This is a genomic window from Haladaptatus halobius, assembly GCF_020618475.1.
Lineage (GTDB): Archaea > Halobacteriota > Halobacteria > Halobacteriales > Haladaptataceae > Haladaptatus > Haladaptatus halobius.
Window position 1 is genome coordinate 2,603,145 of sequence record NZ_CP085335.1, and the last position, 12,968, is coordinate 2,616,112.

Below are 12,968 nucleotides of genomic sequence, written 5' to 3' on the forward strand. Positions count from 1 at the left end.
GTGCAATCCAGTTTGCGCCTGGACTCACCGTCGGAGTCGACAGTGATTCCAAATGCGGTATGATTGTGTGGCGTTGACCGGTTAGTACTCGCGGGCTGAACACCTCGTTGCCTCGGTGCGTACACCCCGAGTCTATCGAACTCGTCTTCTACGAGTAGTCTCGGTGGTATCTCTTTTCCAGGTGGGTTTCGAGCTTAGATGCGTTCAGCTCTTACCCCGTGATGCGTGGCTGCCCAGCACGCGCCTTGTCAGACGACTGGTACACCAGTGGCATCCATTCGTAGTTCCTCTCGTACTATACGAACGTTCCCGTCAGATACCATAACACCCCCAATAGATAGCAGCCGACCTGTCTCACGACGGTCTAAACCCAGCTCACGACCTCCTTTAATAGGCGAACAACCTCACCCTTGCCCGCTTCTGCACGGGCAGGATGGAGGGAACCGACATCGAGGTAGCAAGCCACCGGGTCGATATGTGCTCTTGCCGGTGACGACTCTGTTATCCCTAAGGTAGCTTTTCTGTCATCAATCGCCCGCATCAAGCAGGCTGATTGGTTCGCTAGACCACGCTTTCGCGTCAGCGTCCTTCGTTATGTAGGACACTGTCAGACTTCCTTGTGCTCTTGCGCTCTTCTCCGAGTCTCCGACTCGGGTGAGGAAATCTTGGGGCGCGCTCGATATCTTTTCGAGCGCGTACCGCCCCAGTCAAACTGCCTGGCTACCGGTGTCCTCCGCCAGGAGTGAGGGTCGCAGTCACTACCGGGTAGTATTTCACGGATGCCTCGGCGGCCCGCTAGCGCGGGTGCCTGGGTGACGGCTCCTACCTATGCTGCACAGTAGCGACCACGTCCCAGCGACAGCCTGCAGTAAAGCTCTATAGGGTCTTCGCTTCCCCTTGGGGGTCTCCAGACTCCGCACTGGAACGTACAGTTCACCGGGCCCAACGTTGGGACAGCGACGCTCTCATTGATCCATTCATGCAAGCCGCTACTGAAGCGGCAAGGTACTACGCTACCTTAAGAGGGTCATAGTTACCCCCGCCGTTAACAGGTCCTTCGTCCCATTGTACTGGGTGTTCAGATACCTGCACTGGGCAGGATTCAGTGACCGTACGAGTCCTTACGGATTTGCGGTCACCTATGTTGTTACTAGACAGTTGGAGCGTCCGAGTCACTGCGACCTGCCCTTCCACAGGGCAGGCATCCCTTATCGCGAACTTACGGGACTAATTTGCCGAATTCCCTAACGTCGGTTGCTCCCGACAAGCCTTGGCTTTCACCGCCAGAGTACCTGTGTCGGATCTCGGTACGATCTTCACACTCACCTTTTCACGGGCCCCAGATTGAGTCGACTTGCGCTATCCCGCCATTCGCTCGCTTCCTGCCATTACGGCTTCCACGGGCTTGGACGGTTCGACCGGGCGACTGCCCGGCTCGACCTGCTCCGAGGCGTCAGTTTTCACTGTGTGAAGGCACTGGAATATTAACCAGTTTCCCTGTTGTCTCGCTCGAATTGCGACGAGACTTAGGATCGGCTAACCCTCAGCTGATCAACATTGCTGAGGAACCCTTACTCGTAAGGCTGTCGAGGGTCTCACCCGACTAACGCTGCTACTATGGCCAGGATTTTCTAAACTGAGCGGTCCATACGAACTCTCGCCCGTACTTCCACCCGCACAGATTGCCAACCTACTGGATCACTCGATGATGAGTGCCGCCAGGTCTCGGTGGCGAGCTTGAGCCCCGATCATTTTCGGCGCCGCAAACCTCGGCCGGTAAGCTGTTACGCTTTTCTTAGAGGGTAGCTGCTTCTAAGCTCACCTCCCGGCTGTTTAGGGCTTGCGACCACCTTCGATTGCACTTAGCTCGCACTTTGGGACCTTAACCCAGCTCTGGGTTGTCTCCCTCACGGTACACAGGCTTACCCCGCGCACCGGATTCCTCGCGTCGACGGCGTCCGTAGGTTCGGAGTTTGACAGGAAGGCCGACTCCTCTCGGAGGCGGGACTTCCAATCGGTCGCTCTACCCCACGAACTGCCTCAGCGAAGGTCATGCTTCGACATGTTTCGGTTGGAACCAGCTGTTGCCGGGTTCGATGGGCCTTTCACCCCTACACATAGGTCACGAGAGGGTATTGTAGGACACCAACTCTAGCAGGCCTCCACGTGGCTTTCGCCACGCTTCGCCTTGCCCATGCGTAGATCACCCGGTTTCGGGTCGTATCCGGTCGACTCCCCGCCCTTGAAGACGGTGACCCTCGCGCAAAGCGCTGCGGTCGTATTGGTTTCCCTGTGCCTGCCCCGATGCTCGGGTTAGGCTCGCCGATCAGATACACTCCCTGGCTCGTTTTTCAAAACGTACGACAGAACACCGGCTCCCAGCAAGTCCTACTGCGGGTTTGCACCCGGGTCGTTTGTTGCTGGGCCTTGTATGCCCTGTCGCTCCATCGCCACTTGATTTCAAGCCCTATTTCACCTCCCTTTTCGAGGTGCTTTTCAGCGTTCGCTCACGCTACTTGTTCGCTATCGGTCTCGAGTCGTGTTTAGTCTTCGCGGTCAATGCCCGCGATATTCACGAGGGATTTCCGACCCCCGCTACTCGGGAGCTGACGCACAACGTAGTAGTCTCTCATACGGGATTGTCACCCTGTTTCATGCTCCGTTCCAGAAGACTTCTGAGAGGCGTTTCGATGCTGAGAGTCAGTCCGCACACCACATTGCCCGTGAGGGCTTCGGTTTGGACTGTGTCGTGTTCACTCGCCGTTACTAGCGACATCGCGTTTGCTTTCTTTTCCTGCCGATACTGAGATGTTTCAGTTCTCGGCGTTCCCCATTGCGCGAAGCAATTGCGGTGGGGATTCCCATTCGGAGATCCTGAGTTCTTCGCCTCCGTGCGGCTCCCTCAGGCTTTTCGCAGCTTGGCACGTCCGTCGTCGGCGCTCGAGCCGAGCTATCCACCAAGTGGCACAGTAGCCACGTAATATTGGATTGGATTCACTGTATGACTCACGGATGTGAGTCCAGTGGACGCCTGGATTGCACGTACACACGGTCGTCATCGCACGTCCCGGTGGTCGCCAAGAGCGTGCGTCGAACCCTTCCCAACCGCGCTTTCGCGGGATGGTGCATCGGTTTATCTCCGGGACCAGAACGTTTCGTCCTCGATTACTTAAGAGGAACGATTACGTTCTGCCCCGAGCAATGGACCCACTGGGATTCGAACCCAGGGCATCCTCCTTGCAAAGGAGGCACTCTACCACTGAGCTATGGGCCCACCTCACCTTGCGGCGAGGGGTCGTGTTAACCCTGGCAGTTCAAAGGTGCCCGGCCAGAAACGTGGCCGAGGTTGTCGAGGACAGCAAAGGTGGGTCAGGCGCGTCGGCCTGATCCCGATCGTTAGGAGGTGATCCAGCCGCAGATTCCCCTACGGCTACCTTGTTACGACTTAATCCCCCTTGCGAAGCCCAGATTCGACCACCGCATGGTGGCCTCATCCGGACCTCACTCGGGTGATTTGACGGGCGGTGTGTGCAAGGAGCAGGGACGTATTCACCGCGCTCTTCTGAAGCGCGATTACTACCGAATCCAGCTTCATGAGGGCGAGTTTCAGCCCTCAATCCGAACTACGACCGAGTTTCCGAGATTAGCGCCCCCTTTCGGGGTTGCAACCCATTGTCTCGGCCATTGTAGCCCGCGTGTAGCCCAGCACATTCGGGGCATGCTGACCTACCGTTGCCCGTTCCTTCCTCCGCTTTGGCAGCGGCAGTCTCCGTAATGTACCCAGCCACCACAAGGGTGCTGCTGGCAATTACGGACGCGGATCTCGCTCGTTGCCTGACTTAACAGGATGCCTCACGGTACGAGCTGACGGCGGCCATGCACCTCCTCTCAGTAGCTCTAGTAAGCTCATCAAACTGACCGTCACTGCTACTGTCGGTGCTGGTGAGATGTCCGGCGTTGAGTCCAATTAAACCGCAGGCTCCTCCGGTTGTAGTGCTCCCCCGCCAATTCCTTTAAGTTTCATCCTTGCGGACGTACTTCCCAGGCGGCTCGCTTCTCGGCTTCCCTACGGCACAGCACAGGCTCGTAGCCTGTGCCACACCTAGCGAGCATCGTTTACAGCTAGGACTACCCGGGTATCTAATCCGGTTCGTGACCCTAGCTTTCGTCCCTCACCGTCGGATCCGTTCTCTCGAGGCGCTTTCGCCACCGGCGGTCCGTCCAGGATTACAGGATTTCACTCCTACCCCAGACGTACCCCTCGAGTCTTCCGGTCCCAAGCCGACTGGTTTCCGCCGGACGCCTGCTCGTTGAGCGAGCAGATTTCCCGACGGACCTGTTCGGCCGGCTACGGACGCTTTAGGCCCAATAATAGCGGCCATCACTTGAGCTGCCGGTATTACCGCGGCGGCTGGCACCGGTCTTGCCCAGCTCTTATTCGTGTACCACCTTACGATACACAAAAGCGAGGACTATATGCCCTCGCACTTGGAGTTCCCTTATCGCACTGGCGTGCAGTGTAAAGTTTTCGCGCCTGCTGCGCCCCGTAGGGCCTGGATTCTTGTCTCAGAATCCATCTCCGGGCTCTTGCTCTCACAACCCGTACCGATTATCGGCACGGTGGGCCGTTACCCCACCGTCTACCTAATCGGCCGCAGCCACATCCTATAGCGCCGGAGCGTTTCCAGCTCCCTGCATTCCAGCACGGGAGCGTTATCCAGTATTAGCCTCAGTTTCCCGAGGTTATGTTGGTCTATAGGGTAGTTTGGCCACGTGTTACTGAGCTTTCCGCTACGAGTCTGAACTCGTACAACTAGCATGGCTAAATCGAACTCCAATAGCAATGGCCTCCGGCAGGATCAACCGGAATGGTTGCCGAGCATACTGCTCGGTGGGTCTGGCGGAGACATGCTAACGCATGTACATTGGTCGCATATACGTTGGTCCGTCAGTTCGACGACCCCGAGCCAAGTAACTGGCCAGGCGTCACCGAACTGCCAGGGCTAACATCAGATCCCATCGTGTACGGAAGACCGCAGGGGTGAGATCCTCATTTCCTTCGGACTTACTGGTAGGCGAGGACAGGTATTAAACCCATCGAAGTGCCGGCGGGGAGCCGACGTGCCGAGCCAGCGCAGCCCGAGATCGCGGGACGATTTGAACGCCCCGCGAATCACAGCGTATCTTTCTTCGCGTTATTATCCAAGCCCTCTCGTTCACTTAAGGGCGTCGGATTCCGCTCGCCCTCGACGGATGACCGCCGAAGGCGCGTTCGTACTTGACCGAGTGGCCTTTAGTGTATAAAGGCATCGAATCGATTGCGTTTGAACGTCCCGAATCGAGAGACGCCGTCCACGTCATGTTCGACTCGCCCCATACACTTAAGGACATTGAATCGGCTTCCTTCCGCCCTAGCAGACACCTTTGTACTAATAAAGGCATCGTATTCGAGCGACCACCGAGTGGGAAAACCACTGGGCGGCGTTCACATTGCTACGAACGGCAGAGTCACACTTAAGGCCGTCGAAAGAGGTTCACTTCGGGATAGAGTAACTAACAATCGCTTGGCCGAACGACGAAGTCGAGCCTGGATGTGTTTGAGAAGTTTATAGCGCGAATGGAGGCCGAGCCGTCATCCCACGCGTCGTGCGCTTAGTCCGGTCGGATGTGTCCCGCGCATCTCTATCGTCGAACAGGGCGAGGAAAAATCTTTCATAATCGGTGCTCGCGTGTGCACGAAGAATTACTAGTATGTAAGCAATCCTCGATAAAACGCACGAGTTGTCGAGTAGGTGTAGTTCACTCGTCCAAGTGCTCGATACCCTGCTTGGAGACGTTCGCTTCGGTGATCTCGTCCGGCATCCAGTCCGGTTTGTCGTCGGGCGCCGCCTCGTGCCACGCCCAACCCTCGTAGATGTGAACCTTGTCTGTACCCTTCTCTCGGAGACGGAGTTCGATTCGATCCGCTTCGTCTTCGGAGCTTCCCGGGTCGAGTCGACGTGCTGCCTTCAAGGCGGCCTGTCGGGGGGTGTTACCGGAAAAGACGCTCGATTCGTCTCCGTCCGTTGCGCGCAGTGCAAAGTTTCGCTTACCATCGTCACGTACCATGGTTTTCTCCTCCATGCCAACCCAGCACAGGGGCCGTTATAAATATATCGCCGATATGAGCGGTTTTCAGCGACAGATATTTATATTAGAATGCCGGAGTCACGTGATTTTCGTGATGAGCAGGTAGTGACAGGCCGAGCAAGGTAAGTGGCTACGGTACATAGCAACTTCCGAAAACGGTCGAAGCGGGATAGTATAGTAGAAAACACTTAAGTACATCCTACGGCGAAGGACTGCATAAGATACCGCGATGGTACGGAAAAAGAAGCTCAGCCCGAGTGGCGCGAAAGACGAAGACGGTGAGTACCATAACGTCCACGTCAACCTGCACGAAGACGAACTAGCCGTCGCAGGCATGGAGATCGGTGACGAAGTCTTCGTCCGAGTTCGGGAAGACAAGATCATCATCCAGAAGGCCGACAAAGACGAGGTCGAACACGAGTTTTAACGCGCCGCGGGCGAGCCGCAGGCGATGCCTTCTCTCTAGGTAGAACGATGAACGGATACGACGTCGTCAAACCGCTGTTGTTTCGATTACCCGCGGAAACCGCTCACGAAACCGTCCACACGCTACTCGAAAGCGTCCAAGGAACGCCGGTCGAACGACTGCTCCGCGCGCGCTACTGCGTTGACGACCCTCGGCTGTCCGTCGATGCGTTCGATCTGCCGTTCCCGAACCCCGTCGGAGTCGCCGCAGGCTTCGACAAGAACGCACAGATTCCATCGGCGCTCGCCAGCCTCGGATTCGGTCACGTCGAAATCGGAGGCGTGACCGCCGACGCACAGGACGGTAACTCCCGTCCCCGAATGTTCCGCCTGCGCGAAGACGAAGGTATCATCAACCGCATGGGGTTCAACAACCACGGGGCCGACAGGATCGGCGCGCGCATGGCACGGCAATCGCTCCCCGACGTGCCGGTCGGCGCGAACATCGGGAAGTCGAAGGCGACCCCTCTCGAACGCGCCGAGGAGGACTACCTGTACACCTACGAGCGCGTGTCCGCACACGCGGACTATTTCGCCGTCAACGTCTCCAGCCCGAACACGCCGGGGCTGCGCGAACTCCAGAACCGTGAGAACCTCGAACGAATCCTGACGACGTTACAGGACGCGGGTGCGAGTCCGCTGCTCGTGAAACTCTCGCCCGACCTCCCCGAACCGGCCATCGCCGACGCGCTCGATCTCGTGACAGAACTCGGTCTCGACGGCGTCATCGCCACGAACACGACGACGGAGCGCCCGGATGGCCTCTGCAGTCGCTACCGCGACGAAGAGGGAGGCCTCTCGGGACGACCCATTCAGTCACGGGCGACGGAGATGATTCGCTTCGCCGCCGAGCGCGTAGACGTTCCGATCGTCGGCGTCGGCGGGATCTTCACCGCCGAGGACGCCTACCGGAAAATTCGTGCCGGAGCGCACGTCGTCCAGTTGTACACCGGTCTCGTCTATCGCGGCCCCTCCATCGCCCACGACATCAACGAAGGACTGCTGGGACTACTGGAGCGCGACGGCATCGATAGCATCGAGGACGCCATCGGCGTGGATCTCGACTGAACGTTTTTTCGGAGCATTTCCGTCCGTACTCGATGGTCACAAGCGACACATCGACGAGGATTAACCCCCTCAACGGAGGGTTCGTCACGATAGCAAACGACGAAAACCGAGGCAACAGACCGGCGCTAGGACGACGAAACCGGGAACGTCATTCGCAGAAACTCGTACTCTCCGCCGTTCGTCTCCTGCACGAACGTCTCGCGTTGTTCGAAGCCGAGAGTTTCGTACACGGAGATCGCCCGCTCGTTGAACGTCGCCACGGCCAGCGAGAACTCCTCTGGGTGATACGCCACCTCCGCAAACTCCAGTCCCGCCTCGACGAACGATTTTCCGTTACCCTGCCCGGTCAAGTCGGGATGCATTCCCAAGCCGATTTCGAGCGTTCCGTCCGCCGATTCGAACGAAAAGAAGCCGACACGCTCCCTCTCGGCATCGAACACTGCGTACTTGTCGTCCCAGTTGTTTGGGTTCGTGAACAGTGCGAAATCCTCCGGGTCGCTCTCCATGTCGTAGAAATCGTAGGGCAGGTCGTAGTGCCACGAAACGATGTCGTCCACGTCGTCGGCAGTGAGTGGGGAGAACTCGTACTTCACACCTGAAAATCGGGTGTCGGAGTATCAATCGTTTCTATTCTAGCGCGTCGAGGCGGAACTCGAATCCGGCCACTGGCAGTTCGAGGTCGTGTTCGACGAGCACTTCGGGATGCACCTCGCCGACGACGCCGACCGTCTGCCCATCCAGCACGATATCCGCCGCACGTCCGGAGATGAACGTCGGGTGCTCGGTCGGCGGCGTCTCCAGTTCGGCGTCGAAGTTCCGCGCGATGGCTTGCAGGCGCGCCTTCGCGTCCTCGTAGGAGGCGTCGTGGCGCGCGAGGACGCTAGCCACGGTGCGGTGTTCCGCGACGCTGGTGTTCTCCGACTCGTCCACTCGCGCCGCCAGCCCGATTTCCGCGAGGTCTTGCGGGTAGGAGCGATGCGTGTTGTTCTCGAGCACCATCATGAGCGAGGGAAGCGCCCACGTCCGAAGCATCGTGTAGTCCTCGCTGTAGGGGTTTTTGATGGTCGCGGGGGTGCCGCCACCGACCACGTCGGTTTCGGTCTCCACGCGCATCCGCTCGAAGTTCTCCTCCTCGCTGATCATGTGGAAGTTGAGCAGGTCTTCGAAGCCCAACCCGACGAGCACCTCGCGGGCCGCGTCTTCGAGTTGCGACCGCTCGTGGCGTCCGCCGACCGTTCCTACGTCGGGGTAGCGCGGCGAGAGATCGTTGAAGCCGTACGCTCGACCGATATCGTCCACGATGTCGACCGGGTGGAGCACGTCCACGCGGTAGGGCGGTATCTCGACGTCGTAGACGACCGAGTCGCCTTCCTCGCTCGCCTCGCCCGACAACCCGGAGCGCTCCAACAGATCGAGCACCTCGTCCGGCCCGAGGTCGACGCCGAGGAGCGTCTCGATTCGCTCGTGCGTGACGGATTTCGTCGTCACTTCCAAGTCCGGCCGAACGAGCGTGTGATCCGGATACTCGACCTCGATCTCCTCGATGGTCGCGCCGCGGGCGTCCAACGCGTAGCAGATGATGGTGCACATCTTGTCGATGGTCCACTGGTCGGTGCCGGTAAGTTCGACGAACAGGTCGCGCGAGTCCGTCGCCACCTCGGTTCGTCGACCGTTGATGACCGGCGGGAACGAGAACAGGCCGATGTCGTCGTAGATGGCCGGGTAGCGTGCGTGGTCGGCGACGAGGTCGGCGTACTTCTCGCCGGTCTGGTGGGAGCGCAAGACTTCTGCGGGCGTCATCTCCGCGTCCGCGTCAAGCGGGACGAACCGGTCGCCGTCGGGGTCGACCCCGACGTACTCGATGCTGTTCCCGCCCTCGTCGGTCGCGGACGACCCCTTCAGCATCGTCAGGTCGTGGATTCCGATCGCGCCCTTCGCACGCTTTCGACCCATCGTCGAGTGGAGCTTCTCCTGCAGTTGGATGAGCGAATCGAGCGCCTGTTCGCTGAGGTTCACGCCGCGAGCGATGGCACCCGTGACGTACGGTCGCTCCTCGGGGACGCTCTCGTCCACCTCGATGACCCAGTCGGGGTCGTTCGGCTTCGGGACGTAGATTCCCCTGTCGTCACCGTACTCGTAGCGAAGCGACCGCGCGACTCCTTCGATGGAGAGGCGGTCGAGGCGGTCAGGTGCGAACTCCAGTTGCATATCGCCGCCTTCCGTCTCGCCCTCGTACTCCAGTCCAAGCGCGAACAGGTCGTCTTTCAGTTCTTCGTCGTCCTTCTCCTCGTGGCCGGTCAATCGGCGCAGTTCGTCGGCGGAAACGTCTACGGTCGGCATCAGTGAATCACCTCCACGTCGCGCAGCAGTTCGAGGTCACACAGCGTTCCGTGCACGTCGCGGATGTCCTCGAAGCCGTACATCAGCATGAGCAGGCGTTCCAGCGCGAGCCCCCACGCCATCACGTCACAGTCGACGCCGAGGGGTTCGAGCACCTCGGGACGGAACATCCCGCTGTTACCGATTTCGATGAGTTCCCCCGTCTCGGGGTGGTTGCCGAACAGTTCGAAGCTCGGCTCCGTGTACGGATTGTAGTGGGGTTTGAACTGGATGTCGGTGATGCCAAACTGCTCGTAGAACTCCTCGAAGGTGCCCATCAGGTCGCGCACCGAGAGGTCGTCGGCCATCACCCAGCCCTCGATCTGGAAGAACTCCAGCAGGTGGGTCGGGTCGAGCGTGTCGTTGCGGTACACCTTCTCGACGCTGAAGAATCGCTTCGGCGGTTCGAGTTCACCGACGGCGTGCCCGGAGAGGTAGCGCATCGACAGCGACGTGGTGTGCCCGCGAAGCGCGATGGCCCGCGCGAACTCCTCGTCCCACGGGGAGTGGTAGCCGTCACTGTCCACTCCGATTCCTTCGAGGTGCGCCCGGCGAACGCGCTCGACGAGGTCGTCAGGCAGGTCGCGGATTTCCGTCGGGTTTGACAGCGCGAACCTGTCCCAGTGGGTTCGCGCCGGATGGTCTTGGGGCATGAACAGGCAGTCGTTGATCCAGAAGTCCGCGTCCGCGTGCGGCCCGTCCATCTCCTCGAAGCCCATCCCGACAAGCACGTCCTTCACGCGATTCGCCGTCTGGCGCAGAATGTGCACCTTCCCGCCGTCGATTCGCTCGGCGTCGGCGGCGACGTTGTACTCGGCGAACTCCACGTCGCGCCACTGGCCCGTGGTGAGCATCTCGGGGGTCAACTGGCCGACCGTCTCGGCGGTCTCGACGCCCTCCATCATCGCCGTGACGCCCGCCTCGGTGAGCGTCACCGACCGAACCGTCGATTCGGCGCGTTCGATTAGTCCGCGGCTCTCCAGTTGGTCGAGGGTGTCCGTGTCGTCCACCGACTCCCCGGCGGCGAGCGCGGACAGGGCGCTCGCTTCCGCGTCGAATTCGGGGTCGGCGTCCGGTGCGGCGGTTATCTCGCCGCTCTCGATGCTTCCGTAGCCTTTCCGGGCGTAGTTAGAGAGCGCGATGTTCACCTGCGAACCGCCCAAACCGGACTGGCCGATGGCCTTCCCCATCTGGGTCGGTTCCTCGTCGGCCCCGGCGTCGAGAGCCGCCTCGTAGAGCCGAATTTCGGGAAGGTTTCCCTCGGCGTACTCCTCGCCCTCCTCCGTGAGCGAGACGGATTCGTCGGTTCGTTCTTCGACGATGAGTAAGCCCTCGTCTTCGAGTTCGAAGACCGCGCCCGTCGCCGTCTCGGGTTTCAGGCCCGCCTTCTCGGCGATCTCTTCGATGGTCTGTTCCTCGTTCGCGCTCGCGGCTTCGAGCACCGCGACCCGTGATTCTGGTAATCTCATCTGCTCTCGGTGGTCGTTGGTCGTATGTCCCTGTCCGGCGGTTTAGCCCTTCTGAAGACCGGGCGTACTGCGTGCGGTTTCGTCCCCCGCCGCGGGGGAGTCCGCCGCGCGCTCAAACCGCGCTAAAAAAGCTGAATCCCGTCGCCGGTCGCCGTTCGACTGCGATACTGCCACGTCGGGATTCGGATGGCATGCGTGGAGATGGGCGGAGAATCGAGAAAAGCGTTCCGGAGGAATTTACCTCGCCACCAGCGATAGACGAGTCGTGATGGATTGGGAGCGGTTCTACCAAAACGCGGACTACGACCGCTGCGCCTACATCGGCGGCGAACGGATGGCCGACCTCGTGGAGCGATTTTTCGAGTGGCGGGGCGTACCCGACGATTTCGCCTCGGTCGGCTGCGGCCCGGCAGTCGTCCCGTTCCTCCTCGCGGAGCGATATCCCGAGGCCGACTTTTTTGGCTTCGACCTCTCGGAGACGGTGGTTCGGGACAACGGCGAGCGGGCGGACGAGCGCGGCTTGGAGAATCTCCGCTTCGCGGTGGACGCGCTCCCCGACCTCGACATCGACCGCCGGTTCGACGTGGTGTACTGCGTCGCCACGCTCTACTTCGTGAAGGAACCGAAACGCGCAATCGAGAGCTTGTACGCCCGAGTGCGAGAAGGCGGCCACCTCGTGTTGAACTACCCGAACGAGGCGAGTCGGGAGACGTTCGACGCGGAGTTCGAGGGGCGAAAGCGCGAGTCGTTCGAATTGGTGATGAGCGGAGCGAATTTGGTGAGCGAGAACGTCATTCGAGAGGTGACCGGTGGCGAGATGCGGAACTACTGGAAACTAGTCGATGCCGAGGACGAGGAGTTCGTGGATTCCGCGACGCCGTGTGTCGTCGTGGAAAAGTGAAATTCGGAGTTACGGGGTTTTTGCGTGTTGGAACCGTAGACATTCTGAATGTCGTCCATCACAACCGAAAACGAAGTCGTGGCGGGAACGACGCAGTGGCTCCGCGGACTGTGGAACTACTATCGGAACTATACCCACACCGCGGTTCACGCCGCCTCGGCGGCGGCACTCACCGCGTTCGGTCTGCTCATCTTTATCGACCGACTGTTCGTGGTGCTAGCGATTGTCGCGTACATCGCCCCACCTCTCATCCTCTACAGCATCGGTTCCGACATCGGGAGGGAATCCGACGCGCGGGAAATCGCTACCGACCGACCCGTCCCGGCAAGAGGCATAGAGACCAATGCGAGCACCAACTCGGAGAGCGGCGACGGGGATACTGATTCGGACGGCAGCGATGGAGATACCGATTCTGATGGTACTGATGGAGACACTGACTCGGACAGCGACGACGGAGACACGGATTCCGATAGCGACGACGGTGATACTGATTCTGATGGAATCGATACGGACACCGACACGGATAACTAGCCGCCGTAATATCTGTTCTCTCTTTT

Annotated in this window: 8 protein-coding genes, 1 tRNA gene and 2 rRNA genes; 4 read left to right on the forward strand and 7 right to left on the reverse strand. The window is 59.7% G+C overall.

Going from position 1 to position 12,968, the window contains the following annotated elements; genetic code table 11:
* Window positions 1–62: 62 nt before the first annotated feature.
* The 4 genes from LIW51_RS15255 to LIW51_RS15270 all read right to left on the reverse strand — a co-directional run bounded on the left by LIW51_RS15255 (window position 63) and on the right by LIW51_RS15270 (window position 6,108).
* A 23S ribosomal RNA gene (locus LIW51_RS15255) occupies window positions 63–2,982 on the reverse strand.
* 220 nt (window positions 2,983–3,202) lie between these two features.
* Window positions 3,203–3,274: transfer RNA gene (locus LIW51_RS15260), tRNA-Ala, on the reverse strand.
* A gap of 124 nt (window positions 3,275–3,398) precedes the next feature.
* A 16S ribosomal RNA gene (locus LIW51_RS15265) occupies window positions 3,399–4,870 on the reverse strand.
* Together the 16S and 23S rRNA genes with 1 tRNA gene alongside form the textbook arrangement of a ribosomal RNA operon.
* Before the next feature lie 929 nt (window positions 4,871–5,799).
* A complete protein-coding gene (locus tag LIW51_RS15270; RefSeq protein WP_227374952.1) occupies window positions 5,800–6,108 on the reverse strand; it encodes a non-histone chromosomal MC1 family protein in 309 nt (102 codons plus the stop codon).
* A 250-nt stretch (window positions 6,109–6,358) separates the two neighbouring features.
* On the opposite strand from LIW51_RS15270, the gene LIW51_RS15275 reads away from it, so the two are divergent.
* Entirely contained in the window at window positions 6,359–6,556 is a 198-nt protein-coding gene (locus LIW51_RS15275) for a hypothetical protein (RefSeq protein WP_007982308.1), read from the forward strand.
* Window positions 6,557–6,603: 47 nt separating this feature from the next.
* Window positions 6,604–7,662 (forward strand): quinone-dependent dihydroorotate dehydrogenase, encoded by a 1,059-nt coding sequence (locus LIW51_RS15280; protein WP_227374953.1) that lies wholly within the window; start codon window positions 6,604–6,606, stop codon window positions 7,660–7,662.
* A 125-nt stretch (window positions 7,663–7,787) separates the two neighbouring features.
* On the opposite strand, the gene LIW51_RS15285 is transcribed toward LIW51_RS15280, so the two are convergent.
* From LIW51_RS15285 to pheS, 3 genes are read right to left on the reverse strand one after another with little or no spacing between them, the layout of a single operon-like run.
* A complete protein-coding gene (locus LIW51_RS15285) occupies window positions 7,788–8,255 on the reverse strand; it encodes a GNAT family N-acetyltransferase (protein WP_227374954.1) in 468 nt (155 codons plus the stop codon).
* A gap of 34 nt (window positions 8,256–8,289) precedes the next feature.
* Window positions 8,290–10,002 (reverse strand): phenylalanine--tRNA ligase subunit beta, encoded by a 1,713-nt coding sequence (pheT, locus tag LIW51_RS15290; protein WP_227374955.1) that lies wholly within the window; start codon window positions 10,000–10,002, stop codon window positions 8,290–8,292.
* Complete coding sequence (pheS, locus tag LIW51_RS15295) at window positions 10,002–11,510, reverse strand: phenylalanine--tRNA ligase subunit alpha (protein ID WP_227374956.1); 1,509 nt, start codon at window positions 11,508–11,510, stop codon at window positions 10,002–10,004. The genes pheT and pheS overlap by 1 nt, the downstream gene beginning before the upstream one ends.
* A gap of 268 nt (window positions 11,511–11,778) precedes the next feature.
* Here pheS and LIW51_RS15300 point away from each other — a divergent pair, with 268 nt between their 5' ends.
* Both LIW51_RS15300 and LIW51_RS15305 read left to right on the forward strand, forming a co-directional pair.
* Entirely contained in the window at window positions 11,779–12,411 is a 633-nt protein-coding gene (locus LIW51_RS15300) for a class I SAM-dependent methyltransferase (protein ID WP_227374957.1), read from the forward strand.
* A gap of 48 nt (window positions 12,412–12,459) precedes the next feature.
* The gene (locus LIW51_RS15305; protein ID WP_227374958.1) at window positions 12,460–12,942 is read left to right on the forward strand and encodes a hypothetical protein; all 483 of its coding nucleotides are present in this window, start codon (window positions 12,460–12,462) and stop codon (window positions 12,940–12,942) included.
* Window positions 12,943–12,968 lie beyond the last annotated feature (26 nt).